The following is a 23,744-nucleotide window of genomic DNA, read 5'->3' on the forward strand; positions in this document are numbered from 1 at the left end:
TGTCCCCTCCCGCCATTAACGTTTTGTTAACGATAGCGGATCGGGTCTGGAGTAAAGCATGTTGGGGGTTGCAGGGGTTGTGAAGGCCATGGGGTTCGCTGTGGCACTTGTCGTGGGCACACTTGGCACGAACAGCGCTTTCGCCTCCGAAGCATTCATGACCACTGGCGGTCTGACATCACAGCCAATCGGCCATTATGAATTTTGCAAGAGACTGCCGGAAGAATGCTCTATCCGCAGCCGGAATGTCATGCCTGAAAAGATGAACCATGATTTCTGGCAGTTGATCGTCAACGTCAACAGCAATGACAACCACAAGATCAAGCCATTGACCGATATGGAAATCTACGGCGTGGAAGAATATTGGGCCTACCCCGACAAGGTCGGCGATTGCGAGGATTATGTCCTTTTGAAGCGCCGTGATCTGATGCAGTCGGGAATTTCACCGGCCAATCTATTGATTACTGTGGTGCGCAAGCCCGACGGCGAAGGTCACGCTGTGCTGACCGTTCGCACCGACAAGGGCGACTTCGTCCTTGACAACCTTGTTGACGGCGTAAAAAACTGGTCGGAGACCCCATATACCTACCTTAAACGCCAGGCGACCAACAATTCGGGTCGCTGGGTCAGCATTGAGGCGCCCACGAATATTCTGGTTGGTTCGGTCCAATAATCGGGCGAAGACGACTTCAATCTATAACGAAAATGCCAGGAAGGTCTGGCATTTTCGTTATGCATGTTATGTTGCAAATGTGTCATCGGTAGCTCTGATCAGGCAGCCGACGTCGTGTCCGCTCCCATCCGATATGAAATAGCTTCGGCAAGATGAATGCGTCCGACGATTTCTTGTCCGTCGAGGTCTGCAAGCGTCCGCGCAACTTTCAGCACGCGATGGTAGGCCCGGGCGGAGAAGCGCATTTGCTCGCTCGCCTGCTGCAGCAAGGAAAGACCGGGTCCATCCGGTTGCGCCACCTGTTCGATAAGCGCAACGGAGCACTGCGCGTTTGTGGTGATCGTTGGAAAACCCAATTCCTCGTAACGTCTCTTTTGGATTGCACGCGCCCGCGCAACCCGTTCAGCGACAGATGCGCTGCTTTCAGATGAATGCGGGCGTATGAGATCGCTAGCGCTCACCGACGGGACATCAATCCTGATGTCGATACGATCCAGCAGCGGCCCAGAAATCCTTGCCTGATAATCCTGCCGGCATCGTGGCCCCCTCGCACATTGATGGCCAGGTTCCCCTGCCATGCCGCAACGGCACGGGTTCATAGCCGCGACAAGTTGGATTTGCGCCGGGTAGGAGATACGGTGATTGGCGCGCGCAATCATGCATTCGCCAGTCTCCAAAGGCTGGCGAAGGGAATCAAGGACTTGCGGCGTAAACTCGGGGAACTCGTCGAGAAACAGTATGCCGCGATGGGCCAGCGAGACTTCGCCCGGCCTTGCCCGGATACCACCCCCAACCATAGCTGCCATGGACGCCGAGTGATGAGGCGCGCGGAATGGCCGCCTGTCCGTCAACTTGCCGCCCATGAGTTCGCCGGCGATCGAGGCGATCATCGAGACGTCCAGCAGCTCACGCGGCAGCAACGGCGGCAGGATGGACGGCAGACGCTGCGCCAGCATGGATTTGCCGGACCCTGGCGGGCCCATCATCAGGAGGTTGTGGCCGCCCGCTGCGGCGACCTCCAGCGCACGCCGCGCACTTTCCTGGCCCCTTATGTCTGCAAGATCTGGCAGTCCTGTCGCGCTGGTCTGCATGACGGGCTCAGGCCGCGACAGGACTTGTGTGCCACGAAAGTGATTGGCAAGCTGAATCAAGCTGCGTGGCGCCAGAATATCGATGTCGGAGCCGGCCCAGGCGGCTTCTGGGCCACAGGATGCCGGGCATATCAGCCCTTTCTCTTGCCGGTTGGCAGCAATTGCTGCTGGCAGCACGCCCGCCACATGGGTAATGGTTCCGTCAAGTGACAATTCACCGAGCACTACATAGTTCTGAAGTGCGTCGGCAGGCATGGCGCCGAGCCCCGCCATCAACCCCACGGCGATAGGCAGATCGTAGTGGCTTCCCTCCTTGGGCAAATCGGCAGGCGCGAGATTCACTGTTACCTTCTTGACGGGCATTGAAAGCCCGGAGGCATGCAAGGCCGCCTGGACACGCTCTCGGCTTTCGGCGACTGCCTTGTCCGGAAGTCCGACGATATGCATTCCCATTTTGCCGGGAGCAATCATCACCTGTACATCTACAGGCTGAGCTTCAATACCTTGGAAAGCAACCGTACGAACGCGGGTAACCATGAAATCTTTCTTGAAAATGCAGATGTTTAAAAATGAAGAATGCCAATGAACGCACATCAGCACACTTCAATCTGCATGACAAGAACAATGAGGGAACAGATCGGGGGATGAGAACTACGGGCGTTTGGCTTCCACCGCATCCCAAAACAGCGCGGCAATATCGGCACCGCCAAAGCGCTTGACCTCCCGAACGCCCGTCGGAGAAGTGACATTGATCTCGGTCATATAGTCGCCGATCACGTCAATACCCACCAGAATGAAGCCGCGCTCTCGCAAGGACGGACCGATCCGAGCGCAGATTTCGCGTTCACGATCCGTGAGTTCGGTCTTCTCGGCGCGGCCGCCAACGTGCATATTGGAGCGCGAATCGGTTTCAGATGGCACACGATTGATCGCGCCGACAGGCTCGCCATCAATCAGGATGATCCGTTTGTCGCCCGAACGCACATCTTTCAAATAACGCTGTGCAATGAACGGTTCGCGGAACATCTGGCCGAACATTTCCAGCAATGACGTCAAGTTGCGGTCGCCGTCGGCCAAGTGAAATACACCTGCGCCGCCATTGCCATAGAGCGGTTTCAGAATGATATCGCCGAATTCCTTGCGGAATGCCGCGATTTCCAATGGATCCTTGGTGATCAACGTTTCCGGCATCAGATCGGGAAACTCGGTAACGAAAATCTTCTCGGGGCTGTTGCGAACCCAAGCCGGATCGTTGACGACAAGCGTCATCGGATGGATCCGCTCGAGCATGTGCGTGGTCGTGATGTAGTTCATGTCAAAGGGAGGGTCCTGGCGTAGCAGCACTACGTCCATTTCCGACAGATCGCGCGAAACCGGTTCTCCCAGCGTATAATAATCGCCTTCGATATCGCGGACGCTCAGTTCTTCCACGCGCGCGGAAACCACGCCGTCGCGCATGCTGAGCCGGTCGGGGGTATAGTGGTAGAGTGTGTGGCCGCGCTTTTGCGCCTCGAGGCAAAGCGCAAAGGTTGTATCGCCGGCGATCCGGATCGATTTGATATGGTCCATCTGGACCGCGACTTTGAGTGCCATGGAACGTCCCCCGACAGGATTAGGAGTGTTCACATGGCGATGTCACGTTCAATGGTCAAGGTCAATGCCGAGATGGCATCAACATCTTGCGAGGTTAGAGCCTTTCTTGTTTAAATAGAACCCGTTCTGTTTCACGGATGGCGAGACAATCCACACGGAAGGTGGCGAGGCCGATGTTTATCCATCGGACGAAGCCGCCTGACAAAGTGGTTGGCCGCCAGCCAGAAACCCGAAGGGCCGGGTGAATTTGCTCCAAATCCTTCGGGCTTCGGCTTCGTCCGATGGAAAGGCATCGGCCTCGCCCAACCCCTCGACCTTGAACCAAATTCCTTCCGGCAGAACGATTCTATTTAAGCAAGGAAGGCTCTACAAGCGGGCCATGCAGATATTGGTGTGTCCAGCACCGATAAAGCCAAGGCGGCCAGCGGCGCCTTTAGAGAGATCGAGCATGCGGCCCCTGACGAATGGCCCCCGATCATTGATGCGCACTACGACCGTCTTGCCATTGCGCTGGTTGGTTACTTTGACGCGCGAGCCGAGCGGCAAGGTGCGATGAGCCGCCGTGAGAGCGGAGGGATTCATCCGTTCGCCGGAAGCGGTTCTGGAATGAAGAGCGTACCAGGATGCACCGCCACACGCCGAACCGGCACTGGCGGATACAGCGCCCAACATCAGAAAAAGGATGGATGAAATAAGTACCGTGCGGATACTTGCGAAAGAGACCATGTGAAATTCACACTTTGAGGTAGCCCGCGGCACAGAACAGCCGGACTGAAGACACACGCGTAGAGATTGACCCCCGGGCAAGTAGATCGTGGCGTGAGCGAGTAGCTCCTTCTATTTTGGAGAAATGTGGCCTTGAGGTGACCCGTTTCGGAAACTTTGTCGAGATCAATCCAAAATATGGTCTAAGTTATTCAAAAAACTTGTCTTAATATGACTCAAAAAGTGATGACAGATGCTTGCAGTTAAATGCGGTATGACTGAAAACGGTCGAGAATATGGTCACAATGTGATGAATGCCAATAGAATTATTGGGCGGTTACTGCAGGGTGTCTAGTACGTTTAAAAAATCGGTAACCCGTTGGATGTAGAAAAGCCCTGGCTCGTGAAAACCAGGGCTTTGAAAACTGAAAAATTTGTCCGGATTATCCCAGCGCGGAGGCATCCAGCGCATGTATAATTCCACGCAGTTCGGCAAGACCGCGCAGGCGACCAATTGCCGAATAACCAGGCGTCACATCCTTGTTCAGATCGTCGAGCATGCGGTGCCCATGATCGGAGCGGAAAATAATGCTGTTGGCCCTGTCGCGCTTGTGGTCTTCAATGAGGAGTTCGCGCAACACCGTGACCATATCCACGTCGCCTTCGAGGTGAGCTGCTTCGTGGAAGCTGCTGCCATCACCCTCGCGGGTCGTCGCCCGCAGATGGGTGAAGTAAATGCGCGAAGCAAAGCGCCTGGCGATCTTGGGCAGGTCATTGTCGGCCCGCACACCAAGACTTCCTGTACAAAAGCACATGCCATTTGCAGGCGAGGGTACCACATCGAACAGCGCCGCATAGTCTGCTTCAGTCGAAGCAATACGCGGCAGGCCGAAGAGCGAACGGGGCGGATCATCCGGATGCAGGGTCAGCTTGACGCCCAGCTTTTCGGCGACCGGTGTCACAGCCGCCAGGAATTCAACCAGATGCTGACGCAACCGGTTCGCATCGACGCCGGAATAGGTTTCGAGCTTGTCGCGGAACGCCGGTATGGTCAGCGGTTCAGTGGTCGAGCCTGGGAGCGCGCTGGCGATATTGCGCGTAAGGTCAGCGATTTCCTGGGGACCCATGGCATCATAAAGGTCGCTGGCAATTTTGCGGTCAGCCTCTGAGTAATCATTTTCGGCGCCCCTTCGCTGCAGGATGTGCAAATCGAATACAGCGAAGACGTTGTGGTCGAAGCGCATGGCCGTCGAACCCGTCGGCGTGACATAGTCGAGATCGGTGCGGCACCAGTCGACCACGGGCATGAAATTATAGCAGATGACCTTGATGTCGTTTGCCGCGACGGCCTCCATGCTAGCGATCCAGGCGGCAATGTCATCCTTGGCAGCACCGCCTAGGCGCTTCACCGCATCAGGAATTGGAATGCTCTCGACGACCGACCAGGTCAGCGGCGTCCGCCCCGCTGGCGTCGATTCAATCAACGATTTGCGCTCGTGCACCTGCGCCATTGTCCACGCTTCTCCGATGGGCACTTCGTGGAGCGCCGAAACGATATCGGTCGCGCCGGCCTGCCGTACGTTATCGAGTGAGACACCGGCTTTTGGGCCAAACCATCGCCATGCCTGACGCATTCATTCCTCCGTCAAATTATACCGCCAATCCCTATCAAACAAATGATCCAGGATGGCTCTTTCTCAAGGTTTCAATATCGGGGATGACGGCGTTGAGATGCTGTTTCATCGCCGCACAGGCGGCGGGCACGTCATGGGCTTCAATGGCATTACGGATGATCTGATGCTCGAACAGGACATGCTCCATGCGGCCCAAACCCGGCAACGTCATGCGCCGCGCCCTATCGATCTGCACCTTCACTGGCTTGAGATAGTGCCAGATGCCGGGATGGCCGGAAATTCCGGCAATCGCTTCGTGGAAAGCCTCGTCAGCCTCGTGAAACGCGCTCGTGTTCTGACGATCGGCAAAGAAGCGCTGGCGGGCGAGGATTTCGTCAAGCCATTCGACATCCTTGGCCGTTGCGACCGCCGCTGCACGCTCCACGGTTGCTCCTTCGAGTGCCTGGCGGATCACCACAGCCTCGGGGATCAGCGCAACAGGAATGCGCGCGACAAATGTTCCTGATTGCGGAAAGACATCGACAAGTCCGTCTTCAACCAGACGGATCAACGCCTCGCGCACCGGCGTGCGGCTGACGCCAAAGCGTTCGGTCAGGACCTTCTCATTGAGGGCAGTTCCCGGGGTCATTTCCATCGATACAATGGCTGCGTGGAGTTCCCGGTAAATTGCGGTGGCAGTGGTCATCCGCCCGGCTGGCGCCCCGCGCGCTCCGGGGCGCGCACCGCGATTGACACCTGACGTTTGCACCTCGGGCGGCGCTGCAATGGCCAAGCCTTTTTCTCCTTGGTTCTCTGCCGTCATTGCAGTGCTCCATTTTCCTTATTCACAGATCATCCGATCTATTGAATGATGGAATTCCCATTGAATTCATAGTCCGAAACCGTCGTTATGCGCGATATCGCAGGCATTTAGTTTCGGTTGACATACTAATATATTATTATTTACTCTTCGCCAAGATCATCATTATCGATGTTCACAAACGGGACAACTGCCATCATAAACGTGCCATGGCGACTTGGCAGCAAAGTCGGGCAAAGCACACGAATAATGGTAGCAAGGACGCATAATGGCACTACATCCTGACCGATTTTTCCCGATCGAGCCCGATGCACGGGGGATTGCCCGCCGTCTGTTCAACGCGGTCGAGATGCTGCCGATCATCTCGCCTCATGGTCATACTGACCCCCTTTGGTATGCCAATGACGAGGCTTTTCCAGATCCGGCGAGCCTGTTCGTCAAGCCCGATCATTATATTTTTCGCATGCTCTACTCACAGGGTGTGAGACTCGAAGATCTAGGCGTCCCACGTCAGGATGGCGGGCCGGTGGAAGTTGACGGCCGCAAGATATGGCAGCTGTTTGCGAAGCACTTCTATCTGTTTCGGGGGACACCCTCCCGCCTATGGTTCGAGCATGCACTGGAAACGGTTTTTGGCATCGAGGAGCGGCTTAACGAGAAGAATGCAGATGGGCTTTATGATCGAATTGCCGAGCGCCTGACGGAACCCTCCCTGCGCCCTCGGGCGCTCTACAAGCAATTTGGCATCGAAGTCATTTCGACGACCGATGCAGCGACCGATGAACTTGCTGCGCACGATTCGATCTTGAAGTCAGGCTGGGATGGCCGTGTTGTTCCCGCCTATCGTCCTGATGCGGTCGTAGATGCATCGCGTGCGGATTTCCTCCCCAACGTAGAGGATTTCGTTGCACTAGCAGGCACCAAGCTCGATTATGGGGGGTATCTCGAAGCGCATCGGGTGCGCCGCGCCTATTTCAAACGGCGTGGCGCCACGTCCAGCGATCACGGGCATCCGAACGCGCGTACCGCTGATCTTTCCGTCTCTGCTGCGTCAGCGCTGTTTGAGCGCGTGCTGAAAGGTGCTTCGCCTGAAGACGCCGACCTCTTCCGCGCGCAGATGCTGACGGAAATGGCACGAATGAGCATCGAGGACGGTCTGGTCATGCAGATTCATCCCGGCTCATACCGAAATCACAATCCCGCTCTGTTCGAACGGTTTGGAACAGACAAGGGCGCCGATATTCCGCGCTCTACCGGCTATGTCGAAGAATTGAAACCTCTGCTCGACGCGTTTGGCAACGATCCCCGGCTGACGCTCATTCTGTTCACCCTCGATGAGACCAGCTACAGCCGGGAGCTTGCTCCCTTGGCAGGCCACTATCCGGCCTTGCGCCTTGGCCCAGCCTGGTGGTTCCATGATAGTCCGGAAGGTATGCGCCGCTTCCGTGAACTGACGACGGAGACGGCCGGTTTCTATAATACGGTCGGCTTTAACGACGATACGCGTGCCTATCTGTCCATTCCCGCGCGCCATGACATGGCCCGGCGTGTCGATTGCGCGTATCTGGCGGGGCTTGTCGCTGATCACCGGTTGGATGAGGATGAGGCGCACGAGGTCGCGCACGATCTTGCCTACCGCCTGGCGAAACAGGCCTACAAGCTTTGAAACAGACACCACAATTGCAGGCACAAAATGACTGAAAAGCTCCGCCTATCGGCCCAGACGCTGCATCATCTGGCAACGAATGTGAAGCAACCCGGCTATGATAGAAGCCAGGTTCGCATTGGTATCGTGCATCTTGGCATCGGTGCATTCCATCGAGCACATCAGGCCGTCTATACGGACAGCGTACTCGCCAGTGGCGACAATCGCTGGGGCATACTGGGTGTTTCGTTGCGCAGCGGCGATACGAGAGAGGCAATCGAACCGCAAGACGGGCTTTATACGGTTGCATCCCGCGATGGCGGCGGCGATAGCTTCCGTGTGATTGGCAGCGTCGCAAAAGTTCTGGTCGCACCCGAAAATCCGGAATCAGTGCTCGCTGCAATGACAAACCCCGACGTCAGGATTGTTTCCTTGACCGTGACGGAAAAGGGGTATTGCTATTCGCCCGCCACGGCATCGCTCGACGAATCTCATGCCGATATCGTCCACGACCTTGCTGATCCTGCTACACCGCGCTCGGCTATTGGTTTTATCGTAGAAGCACTGGCCCGGCGCCGTGCCAATGGTACCGCGCCTTTCACGCTGTTGTCTTGCGATAACCTCCCCTCCAATGGCGAAACGCTGAAGCGGGTGGTCACACGTTTTGCTGAACTGCGCGACGCCGGGCTTGGGCGGTACATTGGCGAAAACATTGCCTTTCCTTCGACCATGGTTGACCGGATTGTCCCGGCTACGACCGATGCAGATTGCACCGTGACGGCCCAGGCCACTGGACTATTCGATGCATGGCCTATCATGACCGAGCCCTTCACGCAGTGGGTGGTGGAGGATCATTTCCCTTCCGGCCGTCCGGCATGGGAGAAATTCGGCGCAACATTCGTCGATAATGTCGATGCATTTGAACTGATGAAGCTCCGGTTGTTGAACGGCAGCCACTCAACCTTGGCTTATCTCGGTTATCTCGCGGGTCATGAGACCGTGTCCGATGTGATGAAGGCCGAGGGCTTCAGTGCTTTCATTGAAGCAATGATGGACGAGGAAATCACGCCGACACTTCCGCCGCTTCCAGGGTTTGACCTGGACGCGTATAAGGCTCAATTGCGCGAACGCTTTCGCAACCCGGCCCTGCGCCATCGCACGTGGCAGATCGCGATGGACGGCTCGCAGAAACTGCCGCAACGCTTGTTGAACACGATCCGGCAGCGTTTGGAACAGAAGAAACCTTTCGACCGTCTCGCTTTCGGCGTCGCCGGCTGGATGCGCTACGCCACGGGAGTGGACGAAAACGGCAAGCTGATCGATGTGCGCGATCCGCTCGCTGACCAATTCAAGCAGCGCACAACCGGGAAAACATCCTCTGACGACCTTGTGAATGCCTATCTCGGTCTTGACCAGATCTTCGGCAAAGACCTTCCCGGAAACCTGGAATTTCGCCAAAGCGTCGTCCGCGCTCTGGAAAAGCTTCTAGAGGATGGCGCAGCACGAACCGTTGCCGCGATGACGTCATAAGGCGCGGAAGCTCTTGCCATCTCGATCTAGCTGGCACGGCGCGATTTCCCGGCAAGAAACTGGTCATGCAGCTGTTCCGGCTGCTTACATCGTGGCGCCGATCTGCCAGGGCACGAATTCAGCGTCGCCATAGCCGAGCTCTTCGGATTTGCTGCGCTGGCCTGAAGCGATCTTGAGAATATGCTCGAAAATCTCGCGGCCTTTGTCCGCGATCGACACGCCGTCGAGCACATCGCCGCAATTGATGTCCATGTCCTCGATCATCTGGGTGTACATCGGCGTATTGGTGGCAAGCTTGATCGATGGCGTCGGCTTGCAGCCATAGGCCGAACCGCGCCCTGTGGTGAATGCGAGGATATTGGCACCGCCCGCGACCTGTCCCGTTGCTGAAACTGGATCATAGCCAGGCGTATCCATGAAAACGAGACCGTGCGCGGTGACAGGCTCCGCATAACCGTAAACCGCTTCAAGCGGTGTCGTGCCGGATTTGGCCACGGCCCCAAGGGACTTTTCCAGAATTGTGGTCAAGCCGCCAGCCTTGTTTCCAGGCGAGGGATTATTGTTCATTTCCATCTTGTTGCGGGCGGTATAATCCTCCCACCAGGCGATGATAGATTGCAGGCGCTCGACAGCTTCCGGGTTGGAAGCGCGCTCGATGAGCAGATGCTCGGCTCCGTAAATCTCCGGTGTTTCCGAAAGGATCGCAGTGCCTCCCTGCTGCACCAGAAGATCGACGGCAGCGCCGAGCGCCGGATTGGCGGTGATGCCAGAATAGCCGTCGGAACCGCCACACTGCAGGGCGAGCATAAGTTCTGATGCCGGGATGGTCTCTCGTTTCACATTGGCGGCGGTCGGCAGCATGTCGCGTACGGCCGCAATACCTGCCTCCATGGTCTTGCGCGTACCGCCGACTTCCTGGATCGTCAGACTGCGGAACGTGTCACTCTCTACGATATTATAGGCTTCTTTCCAGCGGCCGATCTGGAACCCTTCGCAGCCGAGCCCCACCATCAGCACGGCGGCAATGTTCGGATTGGACGCATAGCCCCACTGGGTACGCTTCAGCACTTCGTAGCCTTCGCCCTTGACGTCGAGCGCACAACCGCCGCCATGCACCAGCGGAATAATGCCGTCGATCATCGGATATTCGTCAAGCAGACCGGATTTCTGCACCGCCTCTGCGATGAACCGCGCGACGGAAGCCGAACAGTTTACGGAGGTCAGTACGCCGATATAGTTGCGGGTGCCTGCGCGGCCGTTGGTCCGGCGGAAGCCCTCAAACGTTGCACGCTGCTCTATGGGCAACATGCCATTTGCAGGAACCAGGTGCGTTGCATCCGGTTCGCGAACGAAATTGCTGTAGTCGAGATTGTGTTCGTGTACCCATTCGCCGGCTTCGATCCGCTTGGAGGCGGAGCCGATGATCTGGCCGAACTTGCGCACTGGTTCACCGGCCGCAATCACGCGGGAAGCCAGCTTGTGCCCGCGTGGCACGCGGCTTGCCACGGTCACAGCCTCAATTTTTTGGCCCACCTGGAACGTATCGACAGCAACAATCACATTGTCGCTGGCGTGAAGGCGCAAGTGCCGGGGAGCGGTAAGCGTGTCCATCGAATTCTCCAACTGGTCAATTAATATATTAATTAGATCCGGCGCCAGTTGCAATGTGGCAAGTTGGACCCAATCAACCGCTTGCAACCGAATTACACGCGTCGGCTGAAATTCTTACGCCAGTTTCGTACATTCTTGCATGAGAATCGCTGAGTCTTGTCCCATTTTACGGCTTTCTTCGGCAAAACATGGATGGGATTCGAGGCCCTGCGTTTGAAAATTTCGATCGGGAATGTGTAGTCCGTAATTAGCCGGTGCGGCGCAAAATTTTGGCTACTGCGGACCGTAACGACCGGTACGGCGCACGCTTTCAGCAGGCTGACGCACTGAAGATTGACAATATTCAAAAGCATAAACTAATTCAAAATTTGAAGTACATTTCAATTATATTTTGCGATACTTCGTTATGAAAAATTCATTTGCATGAAATACCAAATTTAGTTCTATATCCAAATATAGCTCAATAAATTCGTTCCTAACTGTCTCAAAACGGGGGCCATGATGGCGCTGAACAATTCCCTGCTCGACCTCCTCAATATCCACCCGGAAAACGGACTGGACCAGATACTCACCGGTGGCGACGGACCCGATATTTTGTTCGGCGGCAGCGGCAATGACTTTATCCAGGGCAAGGCCGGCAGCGATCTGCTCTTCGGTTATGAAGGCATCGATACGCTGGCCTATGTCGGTTCGTCCGAAGGTGTGATGGTCCACCTTGGTGGCCTCGATGGATCAGGTGCGCTCGGTACGTGGGGCGGCGATGCCGAAGGCGATCGGCTTGCCGTCGGCTTCGAGAATCTCGTGGGTTCGGCCTTTGACGACAAGCTCTCCGGCGATGCCGGTGACAATGTGCTCGTCGGCCTCGATGGCGATGACGGTCTCTCCGGTGGTGAAGGCAATGACACGCTGGTCGGTGGCGCAGGTACTGACTGGCTCGACGGCGGGGCTGGCGAAGACCAGCTTCTCGGCGGTGACGGCGAGGACTATCTCTATGGCCGGGACGGCGACGATACGCTCAATGGCGGTGCTGGCGAGGATCGCCTCGATGGCGGCAATGGCGATGATCACCTTCTTGGCGGTTCCGGCACAGATTGGCTCGATGGCGGCAACGGTGCCGATTATCTCGATGGCGGCGAAGGCAACGATTTGCTCGATGGCGGCCGCGGCAATGATACGCTTATTGGCGGCGCCGGCGACGACGTGTTAAGTGGTGGCTCCGGTGATGACAGGCTCAACGGCGGCGAGGGCGCCGATTATGTCGCGGGCGGACGGGGCACTGACTGGATGGACGGTGGAGCCGGCGATGACCGGCTGGAAGGCGGATCGGGACAGGACTGGCTCTACGGCGGTGATGGCAATGACACGCTCGATGGCGGCATGGGCGAGGACCGGCTGAACGGCGGGGCTGGCGATGACACGCTTGTTGGCGGTTCAGGCACAGACTGGCTGGATGGCGGCGCGGGCGCTGATCATCTCCTTGGTGGTTCCGGCGATGATTTCCTGCGCGGCGGAGACAACAACGATACGCTCGATGGCAGCACCGGCAACGACACGCTGAACGGTGGTGCCGGGGATGATCAACTCATTGGCGGCCCGGGATCCGATATCCTTGCCGGCGGGACCGGCGCAGACACGTTCATCTTCGGTCAGGTCGAAACCGGTTTCCAGACCCAGGGCGGACACAGCACCGTGACCTCGATCGTCGATTTCAACGCCGGCGAAGGCGACAGGATCGATCTCAGCCGGGTCGATGCCGACACGAGCACCTCGGGCAATCAGGATTTCCATTTCATCGGCGAGAGCGACTTCTCCGGTGTCGCCGGCGAATTGCGGGTTTTCCAGGCTCCACAGGACCACTCGGGCGGCACGGCCATCGACCATTGGCTGGTCGAAGGCGACACGGATGGCGATGGTATCGCCGACCTGATCGCCGAGGTCTCGGGGCATGTCGAGGATGGACTGTCGGTGCATGACTTCGTGATGTGAGGATCGATTTGAAACTCTACTGCAACGGTCATCTGACGCGATTTTTCTGCGCTTCCGGTGCTCACGTACCTTAAAGTACGCTGCGCTCGTCGCAAGGGCGACCCCAAAAACCGCGCCACATGCCTCGCCGCACCGAGTTTCAATATTGTCTCTGAGGAGTTGTATTATTGCGGGGGCCTACCTCGACAGCAGTGTACAATGCCCGCGGTCGGTCTTATTCTGGGGGACTGAAACCCCGCATCAGAACACTATGAACCGTGCAGATTCGCATATCGGCACGGTTCAAGCATTTGAGGAATAATTTGGAAGACTGGGACCCTAACGTAGTCAAGATGCTCAGCGTCTTCATGCCAACCACTTTTGACAGGCGTCTGGCCATCAAGGGACATTCCCGCTTCGTCCATTATACCACGGCTGAAAATCTGTTTCGCATTCTCGATCAGGAGGAAATACGGTTCCGAAACACGCGATGCATGAACGACTATCGCGATGTGGAACAAGGGGTCATGCAGCTGCACCAGTGGAACAATGACGGGGAAAGCAGCGAGCCCCTGGCGAAAGCGCTCGAAGCCAGCAGTCCGGGGGTTTGGGGTGAGGCAATCAAGAAATACTACCAGGCGTTGCCGAGCTTGCGCACTCAATCCTATGTCCTGTCGGTCGCCGAACATGATCCCGCTGAAAATGACACCGGCCGGCTATCGCTGTGGCGGGCCTACGAACAGGGCGAAACGGGGATCGCCGTCGTCGTCAAGGTCGCGCCTTTCATGCAGGTGACGGAAGCTCTTAAAGCCTATTCGAGCCCGGTGGCGTACTGGACGCGGCACCAGCTCGACAACGAGTTCAAGGTCGTCGCCCAGCGCGTGTCCGCCAATAAGGATTTCCTGTCGAAATTACCGAAGCCCGCACTGATCGAGATGCTGTTCCTGATGCTGGTCTTCGCGGCGACATGCTCCAAACATCCGGCTCTGGGCGACGAGCGCGAGTGGCGTGTATTGACCAATCCCCTACTCTGGCCATCACCCCAGCTGATCGAACACCATGACGTCATCGATGGAGTCCCGCAGACGGTCTACCGGATGCCGCTGAAAAACAACCCCGCCGACAATGTGATGGGTATAGAACTGCCCGAGCTCATCGACCGCGTGATCATTGGTCCGACAGCCTATGCCGGGCCGATCCGCGATGCGATCATCGCAAAATTGGCACAGAGAAAGATCGATGATCCCGCATCGAAGGTTGTCATATCGGGGATGCCTGTGCGTGCGAAGGCAATGGGATAGCTTTTTCATGTCTGAATGGAAACGTCCTTTCGGGTGGATTCGGGCCAAAGCCATCAAGCTTCGGCACCGTCCGACGGAAAGACATCGGCGCCGGCAAATCCCTTGACCTTGTGACGATCTCCCTCCCGCAGAACAGACGCTATTTGGTCATGAAAGGCTCTGGTAAATGCAGTGTGATCAAACTTCGCGGAATCGTCGTCCTCAAGCCTCCTTTTGATCAAAAACAGACCTAAACTGAGCACAACCTCGCTTTCAACCTTCGCGCCGAGGGTGCTGTTTCCGCCCAAGGAGAATAGTCACATGCACGACCTAACCATAGTCCTGGGAATCTTCGCTATTGTTCTTCTCGCTTATCAATCCGACCTCGATGACCGTCCTACCGTTCAGGACGATGACGGGTCGTATTCGGATAATTCTGATTAGGTCGTGATTTACGACGCGGTCAATGCGATGGCTATCGAGACAAGGCTGAGTATCGCAAAGACAGCGCGTGCGACATGCGAATATTCCCAGATGTTCCGCAACTGCTTCCAGTCCTCTTTGCCGCCTTTGCCAGCGAAACTCGAAAAGAAGGTGTTTCCGGCGCCGGATAATTTGGTATCCCTCAGCCAGAAATTGTTCACTCTGTGGGTGAACGCCCAATAGATGAGATTGACGACGACGAGGCATGCGAGCGCTGCGGCGCTCCACCAGAAGCGTGTGGTGCCATAGGGCAGGATCAAGAGAAGAATGGCGAGAGCCACGATGCCGCCGAACTCGCCGACAAGGCCGCCAAAGGTGAAGCCTGGGTAATAGATCGGCTGGACAATGCCGTATTGATCCTTGTTCAGTCGCTTCTTCCCCGGAAACTCCAGCGCATGTGCCAATGAAAGTCCCATCGCGACGGCCACGAGCAGCAGCGACAGAATATGCATGAAGGTATCCATGACGAATTCTCCCGATGGTGATCCTGAAAGAATGACGTATGGGAGGCCGTCATTCCGACAATCGGATCAAGTCTGAGGAGCGCCGGCAATATCGCCCGGAAGGCCAACGGAATGGGCAATGCGATGCAGTTTCCCCGGCTCGGCATCCTGACCCATCTCGATGCCATTGAGTTCATCGACGGTCAGACCGCACGCAATGGCGAGATCCTCGACAGTGTAATTGAATTTTTGCTTGATCATTTTCACCAGATTAGCGCTGGCGACGATGGCGGAAGCCGTCGCTTCAATTGTGTCGGCCATGGCGGATCTCCGGATCTGACAAGTTTCGGTCTCCCGAAATGCGCCGGACCATGTTTGGTTCCAAGCAGAGGCAGCAGACTCCAATATCAGGATGGCCTTGACAAAGTGCATATGCACAGTTATATCCCTCCTCATGAATGAAACATCGTCCATGGATGCGTGCAATGGTTTCGCGACACGGCGTGCTGCTCGTTACATTACGAGGCTTTATGAGCGGCATCTTGCGGCAGCGCACGTGACGACTACCCAGTTCTCGATATTGGTGTTGCTCAATGAGAGACCGGGTATGACAATGAGCGAGCTGGTGCAGGCAATGGTCATGGACAGGACGTCATTGGTACGGGCCATCAAACCAATGCAACGTGATGGCTGGCTGAAAACAGAACCGGCGCTTGACGAGCCGCGAAAGCTGGTGCTGTCACTGACAGAACCGGGCCAGAGCAAGGTCCGGGAGGCCAGACCGTTATGGCAAAAGGCTCAAGACGAATTCGAGGCCCAGGTAGGGTCCGAACGAGCCGCACAATGGCGGCATGATTTTTTCGAGATGACACGCAGTACCTAGAATATCTCAGAGGTCGAAATTGCGTGTCGGATAGTGTGCATATGCACATAGCGTTGCAACATATAGGAGACTGAAATGACTGGATATTTGAAAATTGCTGGCAGTGCCGTCCTGTATGGCATGATCGCAGCAACATCGCCGGTTCAGGCCACCGAACCAGATCGCAATGTGAAAGAAGGGCAAGCCGTCGTTACGACCCTTGGTAGTGATACGTCCGCCGTTACCTACTGGGTCAGCCAAAGCGATGGCTGGCATGTCGTGACAACAGTCGATACGAAGAACGCAGCCGTCAGTTCCGAGACCGGAAATCACGCCGTGGTAAGGTTCTCTGCGATACTGCAGCCGGGCCAATCACACTCGATCTCGATCCCGGTTGCCGTTGGCGAGAAACAGCCGGCGCTGCTTATCCGGCGCGTGGCGGACCGGATCGAGGTGGAGACAGATCCGGCACTGTTGAACTAGCGGGATACCGCATTACTGCACGAGCGATCTGGACTGGTTGATCCAGTCGATCGCTTCGTGATGCGGCATAGGCTTTGCAAAATAATGACCCTGCATGCTCACGCAGCCGAGTTGCCGCAGAATGCGCAGGTCGGCTTCAGTCTCGACGCCTTCGGCCACGACCTCGATTCCGAGTGACTTGCCAAGGCCGAGAATGGACTGCACGACTTTGCGATCATCCACAGACTCTGCGATGCCGAAGATGAAAGAACGGTCAATCTTGATCCGGTCGACATGCAATAGCCGAAGCGATGACATTGACGAATAGCCGACGCCAAAATCATCGATGGCAATGCGCACGCCTTCTTTGGCCAAGGCAGCCAGTTTGCCTTGCACCGAGCTGATGTCCTTTGCCGTGTCTTCGGTGATCTCGATCTCCAGCATGGAAGCCGGCAGATCGAGTTTGCGCAGTTTGGCGATGATCAAATCGTCTACGGCGAGTTGAGACATCTCGCGCGGGGACATGTTCATCGCCACACGCAAATGACCGAGGTTCATTGCGCGCAATGTCTGCATCATGGCGCAGACGTCCTTCAATATGTATCGGAACAGCGGTTCGGCAAGTCCGGAAAACGATGCCACCGCTACCAGATCCGTCGGGGGAATCCAGCCGTGTCGCGGGTGGTTCCATCGTACGAGCGCTTCGAGATCGGTAATCTTGCGCCCGCCATCTCCCAAAATTGGCTGAAACCAGACCTCCAATGCGTCATTGCTCAATGCCTTGGCAACGTCGCGCTCTATATCGCGCCGCATCGCGAGGTGATCGCGCAAATCGTCGTCGAACACATAATGCCGATTGCGGCCCTGTGACTTCGCCCTGTAAAGCGCCGCATCCGCACGGACCAGCATCTCGTCGACGTCACGTTCTCTGGATACACAAACGCCGATGCTGACGCCGATACGGCCGGCATCGAAGGTGGCGAACGGAATGGATATTGCGGCGATCAACTTGGTGGCGAGTATTGACGGCGTCTCGTCACGACACGCGGTGTCGAGCAGAACGGCAAATTCATCTCCACCCAGACGTGCCACAAGTACGTCGTTACTCAGACTCTGACGAAGCCTCCTGCCGACTTCCACGAGCACCCTGTCGCCCGCTTTGTGACCGAATGCGTCATTGATCGACTTGAAACCATCCAGATCGAGCAGCATGAGCGCGAATCCGGTTGTGCTGGCAGAGGGCAAAGATGCAACTTCCTGCATGAACCCGCTGCGGTTGAGAAGACCCGTCAATTCGTCGTGGGCGGCGCGATGTCCCATTTTGGCAGCGGCTTGCGTCGCCTGATCCCTGGCCGCTTCCAGAGAAATTGCCATTGCGGTGGCCTCGTTCTTCAGCCTGCTGGACTGACGGAACAATGCTTCGCTTTCCCGTGCGCCGCGTATGAGCGCGGCGAGGTAAATTATCGTCGTTGCTGCCAGACAATACCGGTCAAAGCCACCGGCATAGACGAGGCATCCGGCAACCGACAGTAGAACCGGTACAATGTAACAGATTGGCATCAGCGCATAGGCAAAGCCGGCGGTAATTGCGCCCGCGGTAATCCCGCACAGGACGACCAGGTAGAATACCGATTGCGGGGCGGTATAACCGTCGCACAGAATTGCGATGAAAGCCCATACCACACCTGAGGCCGCAGCCACGAGCGACTGCAGGAAAAGATGTTGTCTTACCGAGGCGGGGTCTAGATTGTTTGGCTTCACGGGGGCACCGGGATCAACCAGCCGCACCGGAGAACGGCACAGAAGCATCCGGACCACATTCACGAGGCTCGAAGCGAGAAACCACAACAAACCGGCCAGTCCTTGTCCGTAGTGAAGAGCGACGAGCAGGCTGATCAGCCCGAGGACGATACTCACGGGAACGGAAATGAGCATGCTGCGGCGCACGGCCATCAGCTGGTCGGCGGCGATCAGATGCTGCAAGGGCAGCGCAAGCGCTTCTGCAGGTTGGTTGGGACTCATCGCGTCTCTGCCAGAAATGCATTGTTATTATTGCTGAAAGGCAACTTAACCGCCTTCTGCATAATTATTGGTAACTTTTGCGAGCGGACACGCTCACCCAACCATACGAGTGTTAATTTTTCAGGCCACGATCAGCGCAATAGGTCATAAACTCCTCCGGCAGCATTATGTCTTCACCCTCGACCTCCACTTGCAGGACCGGATGTTTGTGTACCGCGTGCAAGGCGTCCTTGGCGCATGGATATTTGATTGCCGTTATCGTCAACCGTCCTTCGACAATGAACACGCGAACGGTCGTGTCTAGCCGGGACATCGCCAGGGCTCCTTTGTATGTGCTTCGATTTGACCCTTAGATAGTCATTGAAGCGCACACAAAAAAGACCCTGGGCATGATCTCGCTTATGCTTTCCATGCCGAGCCGCGAATGATGCTGCAGAAGTTGCCACGGTGAAAATGTGGGGTCTTGTCGGCAAGCACATCGGCCTTGACGCTACCGAAGGTGGTGTCGGGCTTGTGCTTGATGCCATCGTAGAAGAGATATGCGGAGGGATAATGTGTCCGCTCCACGGACCGGATAGGCTGTGTTTATAGGGGGGCGCAAGCCACCCAAGCGCGGTTGCATGCGGAACGCTGTGGCGCGCTGGAGTTGCACCAAACTTTGTTCGTGTCATATTCACATTGAAAACGGACCCGCCTATCGGATTGGACAAAGGAACATGATGATCTTGCTCTTGGCACTTCTGATCGGGATTGTAGCTGGTTTGCGTGCAATGACGGCCCCGGCGGCTATCAGCTGGGCTGCTCACCTCGGTTGGCTGCATCTCGGTGACAGTTGGCTCGCATTCCTCGGGTATGCATTCACACCCTGGATATTTACCGCCTTGGCCATCGTGGAGTTGGTCACCGACCAACTGCCGTCCACGCCAAGCCGAAAGGTCCCGGTGCAGTTTGGTGCACGTATTGTCATGGGCGCCTTATGTGGCGCGGCGGTTGGAATCAGTGGCGGTTGGGCTTTGGGCGGCGTTGCCGCGGGCGCGATCGGCGCAGTGATCGGCACTCTGGCGGGCGCCGAAATCCGAGGGCGCCTTGCCAGTAGCTTTGGTCAGGACCGACCGGCCGCGATCATCGAAGACGTCGTGGCAATAGTTGCAGCCTTCCTGATTGTCGCTGCTTTGCCGTAAGTGCCAATGATTTCACTCGGGCAGGTTCGGGGGCGCTCCAAGGGAACTAAAAAACAAAAAGCCCGGAAAACCCGGGCTTTTGTCTGACTTCAATACCGTATTGACGGTATGAAACGGGAATTTGGTGCCCAGAAGAGGACTCGAACCTCCACGCCTTGCGGCACACGGACCTGAACCGTGCGCGTCTACCAATTCCGCCATCTGGGCAGCGGGGTTCCATGTAAGGGGCGCTTCAGAGTCTGTCAATCCATTTGCCGGGGAATTCGTCAGCGATCGTCGGCTTCATACCATGGCGGCCTGCAAACGGCGTTTTTCTGCGCTCCGGTGCTCACGTACCCTAAAGTACGCTGCGCTCCGGTGCTCGAAAACCACCGTTTTCGCCTCGCCCTGACATGAATCTCAACAGACCATGGTCAGCCTTCGAGAACTTCCTTGGAAGCGACCGTCGAATCTGCGTTGAGCTTGTAGATGATCGGAACGCCGGTCGCGATTTCCTGTGCGACGATCTCCTCGCCCGTCAGGCCGTCCAGAGCCATGACCAGCGAGCGCAGCGAATTGCCATGCGCGACCACCAATACGTTTTCGCCGCGCAGCACATGCGGCTGCATGTCGTGCATGTAATAGGGCCAGACGCGCGCGCCGGTATCGCGCAAGCTTTCACCGCCGGGCGGCGGAACGTCATAGGACCGGCGCCAGACATGCACCTGCTCTTCGCCCCACTTAACGCGGGCATCATCCTTGTTGAGGCCGGACAGGTCGCCATAGTCGCGTTCGTTCAAGGCCTGGTGGCGGATCGTTTCGAGGCCGGTCTGGCCAACCTCCTCGAGAATGTGGTCGAGGGTCGCCTCGGCGCGCGAGAGCACCGATGTAAAGGCGATGTCGAAATGCAATCCCATGGCCTTCAGCCGCTGGCCGGCATCCTTGGCTTCCTCATGGCCGAGCTCGGTAAGCGCGGGGTCGCGCCAGCCGGTGAAGAGGTTCTTCAAATTCCATTCGCTCTGGCCATGGCGGACAAGGACGAGGGTTCCGGACATTGCAGTACTCCTGTTTGACAGACTTATGAATTGAGACCGAGGACGTCGGACATGGCATAAAGGCCGGGTTTGCGGCCTTTGCCCCAAAGTGCCGCCTTGACGGCACCGCGCGCGAATATCGTGCGGTCTTCCGCATGGTGCGAGAGCGTGATGCGCTCGCCCTGACCGGCAAGGATGACGGAATGGTCGCCAACGACGGAGCCGCCGCGCAATGCGGCAAAACCGATCGTCCCACTCTCGCGCGCACCGGTGTGGCCGTCGCGCACCCGCACGCTGTGCTGGCCGAGCCCGATGTCGCGCCCTTCGGCGGCGGCTTCGCCCAGCAGCAATGCGGTGCCGGATGGCGCGTCGACCTTGTGCTTGTGGTGCATTTCCAGAATCTCGATATCGAAATCATCAGCGCCGAGCGCACGCGCCGCCTGTTTGACGAGGACGGCGAGCAGATTGACGCCAAGGCTCATATTGCCGGATTTGATGACGACCGCATGACGGGCGGCTGCGGCAATCTTTGCCTCGTCTTCGCTTGTGCAGCCGGTCGTGCCAATGACGTGGACGATACGTGCCTGTGCGGCCAGCCCGGAAAAGAGAACGGTCGCGGCAGGCGTAGTGAAATCGAGCACGCCCTCGACGCCGGCAAACGCTGCTGCCGCGTCATCCGTGATCGAGACGCCAAGATTGCCGACGCCAGCAAGTTCGCCCGCATCACCGCCGATGTGGGGTGAGCCGGGCCGTTCAATGGCTCCGGCAAGTATCGCGCCGGGGGTTGCGTGAATGACGCGGATCAGCGTCTGGCCCATGCGCCCCGCCGCGCCGACAACGGCGAGTTTCATTGGCGTCGTGGGCTGTTCCGCTCTGCTCATTCGGCTGGTCTCGCTATGCGATGGGATACTTCTTCGCTGTCATCGATGATGGGCGACTCTTCTTTGCCCTGCAACTGGTAGAAGCGGGCATAAACCCCGTTGGGACGGGCGAGCAACGTCTCGTGCACGCCTTCCTCCACGACGCGCCCAGCCTCCATGACGACGATATGGTCGGCGTTGACGATGGTCGACAGGCGGTGGGCGATGACGATGGTGGTACGCCCTTGCATGACGTGTTCCAGTGCCTGCTGCACGCGCTTTTCCGATTCATTGTCGAGTGCGGACGTCGCCTCGTCGAGAAGGAGGATGGACGCATTGCGGACGATGGCGCGGGCGATGGAAAGCCGCTGGCGCTGGCCGCCGGAAAGCGTCACGCCGTTCTCGCCGACTTCCGTGCCATAGCTTTGCGGCTGCTGGCGGATGAACTCATCGGCGTTGGCGAGCTTCGCCGCCTCGATGATGTCCTCATCGGTGGCATCCGGCCGGCCATAGCGGATATTGTCGGCGATCGTTCCTTCAAAGAGATAGGGCTGCTGCGAGACATAGGCAATCTGCTGGCGCAGCGAGCGCTTGCTGACATAGGCGATATCCTGTCCATCGACGAGGATACGGCCGCCATTGATATCGTAGAAGCGTTGGACGAGGCCGATCAGCGTCGATTTGCCGGCGCCGGAAGCGCCGATAATGGCGGTGGTCTTGCCGGCTTCCGCCGTGAAGCTGATGCCGTGCAGCACTGGCACGCCATTGCCGTAGCTGAAGGTCACATTGTCGAATTGCACCTCGCCGCTCTGCACGGTGATCGGCACGGCGCCGATGCTGTCCGCCTGGCGCGGCTCGATATCGAGGATCTCGTAAATCATGCGCGCATTGACCAGCGAACGCTCGAGCCCGACCTGGACCCGCGCCAGACGACGCACGGGATCATAGGCGAGGAGCACCGCCGTCATGAAGCCGAACATGGCGCCGGGTGGCTCGGCATTATAGACAGCGCGGTAGCCCGTGTAGATGATCATCGAGGCGATGGCGATGCCGGCGATGAGTTCGGTGATCGGCGTCATACGTTCCGAAACGCGTGCGATCTTGTTGGCGCGCTCCTCAGCCCGCTTGATCAGCGCGCTGATCTTGATGCGCAGCTGGTCTTCCATGGTGAAGGCCTTGACGATGGCGATGCCCTGCGTCGCTTCCTGCATGGCCCCGAGCAAATGCGAGTTCAGCGTCACGGATTCGCGATGGATGCTGCGCAGGCGCCTCGCCAGATAGCGGACGACTAGTATCAGCGGCGGCCCGACGAGCAGGGCGATCAGCGACAGGAATGGATCGAGCAGAACCATGCTCACGATGAGGGCGATCAGCGTGGGTACGTCCTTGGCAATGGTCGTGACGACGATATCCAAAAGCTCGCGCACGCCGCCGACGTTCTGGTTGATGCGGGCGGCAAGCTGGCCAGAACGGGTGTCATGGTAGAAGTCGAGGCCGAGCTTCATCAGGTGATCGAAGACACGGGCTTGATAACGCGCGACGATGTTGTTGCCGATTCTCGCCATGGTCACGGACTGGACGTAAGTTGCGATGCCACGAATGACGAAAGCACCAAGAATGCCGAGACTTATTGGGAGTATGAGGTCTTCGCGGCGTTCGTAATAGATCTTGTTGATCACGTCCTTGAAGATATAGGCGACGAAAGCCGTCGTGCAGGCAACCGCAAGCATGGCGACGATGGCAATGGCATAGGAAGACCGGTGATCGCGGACATTTTCGCCAAGAACCCGGCCGATGACGCGCTTCGCCTCGGACGGATCGATCTTCTTTTTCCTGGTCTGTTCGCTCATTACTGGCGGCAACTCGCTGGTACTGAAAAATCCGGCAAAAGC

The 23,744-nt window shown here is 57.3% G+C and carries 21 protein-coding genes, 1 tRNA gene and 1 pseudogene; 8 read left to right on the forward strand and 15 right to left on the reverse strand.

Features of this window, described 5'->3' with window-relative positions; genetic code table 11:
* Positions 1–58 precede the first annotated feature (58 nt).
* On the forward strand, positions 59–673 hold the full coding sequence (locus tag C7476_RS09845) for a transglutaminase-like cysteine peptidase (protein ID WP_114429745.1): 615 nt from the start codon (positions 59–61) through the stop codon (positions 671–673).
* Between the two features lie 98 nt (positions 674–771).
* Here the strand turns inward: C7476_RS09845 and C7476_RS09850 are convergent, their stop codons facing one another.
* From C7476_RS09850 to C7476_RS09870, 5 genes are all read right to left on the reverse strand, one after another.
* On the reverse strand, positions 772–2,301 hold the full coding sequence (locus C7476_RS09850; RefSeq protein ID WP_114429906.1) for a YifB family Mg chelatase-like AAA ATPase: 1,530 nt from the start codon (positions 2,299–2,301) through the stop codon (positions 772–774).
* A 114-nt stretch (positions 2,302–2,415) separates the two neighbouring features.
* Positions 2,416–3,357: a glutathione synthase gene (gshB, locus tag C7476_RS09855; protein ID WP_114429746.1), complete on the reverse strand. Its 942-nt coding sequence runs from the start codon at positions 3,355–3,357 to the stop codon at positions 2,416–2,418.
* Between the two features lie 366 nt (positions 3,358–3,723).
* Positions 3,724–4,029: a septal ring lytic transglycosylase RlpA family protein gene (locus C7476_RS09860; protein WP_181872402.1), complete on the reverse strand. Its 306-nt coding sequence runs from the start codon at positions 4,027–4,029 to the stop codon at positions 3,724–3,726.
* A gap of 476 nt (positions 4,030–4,505) precedes the next feature.
* Positions 4,506–5,696, reverse strand: a complete 1,191-nt coding sequence (uxuA, locus tag C7476_RS09865; RefSeq protein WP_114429748.1) for a mannonate dehydratase — start codon at positions 5,694–5,696, stop codon at positions 4,506–4,508.
* A gap of 34 nt (positions 5,697–5,730) precedes the next feature.
* Positions 5,731–6,498 carry a GntR family transcriptional regulator gene (locus tag C7476_RS09870; RefSeq protein WP_114429749.1) on the reverse strand — a complete coding sequence of 256 codons (768 nt, stop codon included), beginning with the start codon at positions 6,496–6,498 and terminating at the stop codon, positions 5,731–5,733.
* Positions 6,499–6,763: 265 nt separating this feature from the next.
* Between C7476_RS09870 and uxaC the strand changes: the two genes are divergently transcribed.
* The gene (gene uxaC / locus C7476_RS09875; RefSeq protein ID WP_114429750.1) at positions 6,764–8,161 is read left to right on the forward strand and encodes a glucuronate isomerase; all 1,398 of its coding nucleotides are present in this window, start codon (positions 6,764–6,766) and stop codon (positions 8,159–8,161) included.
* 27 nt (positions 8,162–8,188) lie between these two features.
* A complete protein-coding gene (locus C7476_RS09880; RefSeq protein ID WP_114429751.1) occupies positions 8,189–9,670 on the forward strand; it encodes a mannitol dehydrogenase family protein in 1,482 nt (493 codons plus the stop codon).
* Between the two features lie 84 nt (positions 9,671–9,754).
* Here the strand turns inward: C7476_RS09880 and C7476_RS09885 are convergent, their stop codons facing one another.
* Positions 9,755–11,281 carry a UxaA family hydrolase gene (locus C7476_RS09885; protein ID WP_114429752.1) on the reverse strand — a complete coding sequence of 509 codons (1,527 nt, stop codon included), beginning with the start codon at positions 11,279–11,281 and terminating at the stop codon, positions 9,755–9,757.
* 498 nt (positions 11,282–11,779) lie between these two features.
* Here C7476_RS09885 and C7476_RS09895 point away from each other — a divergent pair, with 498 nt between their 5' ends.
* Positions 11,780–13,267 carry a calcium-binding protein gene (locus tag C7476_RS09895; protein WP_114429754.1) on the forward strand — a complete coding sequence of 496 codons (1,488 nt, stop codon included), beginning with the start codon at positions 11,780–11,782 and terminating at the stop codon, positions 13,265–13,267.
* 302 nt (positions 13,268–13,569) lie between these two features.
* Positions 13,570–14,547: a DUF2971 domain-containing protein gene (locus C7476_RS09900; RefSeq protein ID WP_147274640.1), complete on the forward strand. Its 978-nt coding sequence runs from the start codon at positions 13,570–13,572 to the stop codon at positions 14,545–14,547.
* A 431-nt stretch (positions 14,548–14,978) separates the two neighbouring features.
* Here C7476_RS09900 and C7476_RS09910 read toward each other — a convergent pair whose 3' ends face one another.
* Positions 14,979–15,473 (reverse strand): DUF1772 domain-containing protein, encoded by a 495-nt coding sequence (locus C7476_RS09910; protein ID WP_114429757.1) that lies wholly within the window; start codon positions 15,471–15,473, stop codon positions 14,979–14,981.
* Positions 15,474–15,539: 66 nt separating this feature from the next.
* Positions 15,540–15,773, reverse strand: coding sequence for an XRE family transcriptional regulator (locus tag C7476_RS09915; RefSeq protein ID WP_114429758.1), 234 nt, complete (start codon positions 15,771–15,773; stop codon positions 15,540–15,542).
* A gap of 151 nt (positions 15,774–15,924) precedes the next feature.
* Here C7476_RS09915 and C7476_RS09920 point away from each other — a divergent pair, with 151 nt between their 5' ends.
* Both C7476_RS09920 and C7476_RS09925 read left to right on the forward strand, forming a co-directional pair.
* Entirely contained in the window at positions 15,925–16,335 is a 411-nt protein-coding gene (locus tag C7476_RS09920) for a MarR family winged helix-turn-helix transcriptional regulator (protein WP_210207786.1), read from the forward strand.
* A 75-nt stretch (positions 16,336–16,410) separates the two neighbouring features.
* Positions 16,411–16,797, forward strand: coding sequence for a hypothetical protein (locus tag C7476_RS09925; protein WP_114429759.1), 387 nt, complete (start codon positions 16,411–16,413; stop codon positions 16,795–16,797).
* A 12-nt stretch (positions 16,798–16,809) separates the two neighbouring features.
* On the opposite strand, the gene C7476_RS09930 is transcribed toward C7476_RS09925, so the two are convergent.
* The 3 genes and pseudogenes from C7476_RS09930 to C7476_RS09940 form a co-directional block, all read right to left on the reverse strand.
* Positions 16,810–18,798: a putative bifunctional diguanylate cyclase/phosphodiesterase gene (locus C7476_RS09930; protein ID WP_114429760.1), complete on the reverse strand. Its 1,989-nt coding sequence runs from the start codon at positions 18,796–18,798 to the stop codon at positions 16,810–16,812.
* A gap of 112 nt (positions 18,799–18,910) precedes the next feature.
* Complete coding sequence (locus tag C7476_RS09935) at positions 18,911–19,111, reverse strand: hypothetical protein (protein WP_114429761.1); 201 nt, start codon at positions 19,109–19,111, stop codon at positions 18,911–18,913.
* An 86-nt stretch (positions 19,112–19,197) separates the two neighbouring features.
* Positions 19,198–19,332, reverse strand: a pseudogene (locus C7476_RS09940) (phosphohydrolase); the annotation flags it as partial.
* Between the two features lie 185 nt (positions 19,333–19,517).
* Between C7476_RS09940 and C7476_RS09945 the strand changes: the two are divergent.
* The gene (locus C7476_RS09945) at positions 19,518–19,979 is read left to right on the forward strand and encodes a DUF4126 family protein (protein WP_114429908.1); all 462 of its coding nucleotides are present in this window, start codon (positions 19,518–19,520) and stop codon (positions 19,977–19,979) included.
* A gap of 122 nt (positions 19,980–20,101) precedes the next feature.
* Here C7476_RS09945 and C7476_RS09950 read toward each other — a convergent pair.
* The 4 genes from C7476_RS09950 to C7476_RS09965 form a co-directional block, all read right to left on the reverse strand.
* Positions 20,102–20,186, reverse strand: a tRNA-Leu gene (locus C7476_RS09950).
* A 206-nt stretch (positions 20,187–20,392) separates the two neighbouring features.
* Positions 20,393–21,013, reverse strand: coding sequence for a 2,3-bisphosphoglycerate-dependent phosphoglycerate mutase (locus C7476_RS09955; RefSeq protein WP_114429762.1), 621 nt, complete (start codon positions 21,011–21,013; stop codon positions 20,393–20,395).
* Between the two features lie 23 nt (positions 21,014–21,036).
* Positions 21,037–21,873 (reverse strand): 4-hydroxy-tetrahydrodipicolinate reductase, encoded by an 837-nt coding sequence (gene dapB / locus C7476_RS09960; RefSeq protein WP_114429763.1) that lies wholly within the window; start codon positions 21,871–21,873, stop codon positions 21,037–21,039.
* Positions 21,870–23,702 carry an ABC transporter ATP-binding protein gene (locus C7476_RS09965; protein WP_114429764.1) on the reverse strand — a complete coding sequence of 611 codons (1,833 nt, stop codon included), beginning with the start codon at positions 23,700–23,702 and terminating at the stop codon, positions 21,870–21,872. Before C7476_RS09965 ends, dapB begins: the two co-directional genes overlap by 4 nt.
* Positions 23,703–23,744: the final 42 nt, after the last annotated feature.

It is taken from the genome of Phyllobacterium bourgognense (assembly GCF_003337575.1).
In the GTDB taxonomy this organism is placed as follows: Bacteria; Pseudomonadota; Alphaproteobacteria; order Rhizobiales; family Rhizobiaceae; genus Phyllobacterium; species Phyllobacterium bourgognense.

Bases quoted from the DNA above. Each gene is read 5' to 3' on its own strand.
- C7476_RS09845 (WP_114429745.1), top strand. From the start codon at position 59: ATGTTGGGGGTTGCAGGGGTTGTGAAGGCCATGGGGTTCGCTGTGGCA.
- C7476_RS09850 (WP_114429906.1), bottom strand. From the start codon at position 2,301: ATGGTTACCCGCGTTCGTACGGTTGCTTTCCAAGGTATTGAAGCTCAG.
- gshB (WP_114429746.1), bottom strand. From the start codon at position 3,357: ATGGCACTCAAAGTCGCGGTCCAGATGGACCATATCAAATCGATCCGG.
- C7476_RS09860 (WP_181872402.1), bottom strand. From the start codon at position 4,029: ATGTTGGGCGCTGTATCCGCCAGTGCCGGTTCGGCGTGTGGCGGTGCA.
- uxuA (WP_114429748.1), bottom strand. From the start codon at position 5,696: ATGCGTCAGGCATGGCGATGGTTTGGCCCAAAAGCCGGTGTCTCACTC.
- C7476_RS09870 (WP_114429749.1), bottom strand. From the start codon at position 6,498: ATGACGGCAGAGAACCAAGGAGAAAAAGGCTTGGCCATTGCAGCGCCG.
- uxaC (WP_114429750.1), top strand. From the start codon at position 6,764: ATGGCACTACATCCTGACCGATTTTTCCCGATCGAGCCCGATGCACGG.
- C7476_RS09880 (WP_114429751.1), top strand. From the start codon at position 8,189: ATGACTGAAAAGCTCCGCCTATCGGCCCAGACGCTGCATCATCTGGCA.
- C7476_RS09885 (WP_114429752.1), bottom strand. From the start codon at position 11,281: ATGGACACGCTTACCGCTCCCCGGCACTTGCGCCTTCACGCCAGCGAC.
- C7476_RS09895 (WP_114429754.1), top strand. From the start codon at position 11,780: ATGATGGCGCTGAACAATTCCCTGCTCGACCTCCTCAATATCCACCCG.
- C7476_RS09910 (WP_114429757.1), bottom strand. From the start codon at position 15,473: ATGGATACCTTCATGCATATTCTGTCGCTGCTGCTCGTGGCCGTCGCG.
- C7476_RS09915 (WP_114429758.1), bottom strand. From the start codon at position 15,773: ATGGCCGACACAATTGAAGCGACGGCTTCCGCCATCGTCGCCAGCGCT.
- C7476_RS09920 (WP_210207786.1), top strand. From the start codon at position 15,925: ATGGATGCGTGCAATGGTTTCGCGACACGGCGTGCTGCTCGTTACATT.
- C7476_RS09925 (WP_114429759.1), top strand. From the start codon at position 16,411: ATGACTGGATATTTGAAAATTGCTGGCAGTGCCGTCCTGTATGGCATG.
- C7476_RS09930 (WP_114429760.1), bottom strand. From the start codon at position 18,798: ATGAGTCCCAACCAACCTGCAGAAGCGCTTGCGCTGCCCTTGCAGCAT.
- C7476_RS09935 (WP_114429761.1), bottom strand. From the start codon at position 19,111: ATGTCCCGGCTAGACACGACCGTTCGCGTGTTCATTGTCGAAGGACGG.
- C7476_RS09945 (WP_114429908.1), top strand. From the start codon at position 19,518: ATGATCTTGCTCTTGGCACTTCTGATCGGGATTGTAGCTGGTTTGCGT.
- C7476_RS09955 (WP_114429762.1), bottom strand. From the start codon at position 21,013: ATGTCCGGAACCCTCGTCCTTGTCCGCCATGGCCAGAGCGAATGGAAT.
- dapB (WP_114429763.1), bottom strand. From the start codon at position 21,873: ATGAGCAGAGCGGAACAGCCCACGACGCCAATGAAACTCGCCGTTGTC.
- C7476_RS09965 (WP_114429764.1), bottom strand. From the start codon at position 23,702: ATGAGCGAACAGACCAGGAAAAAGAAGATCGATCCGTCCGAGGCGAAG.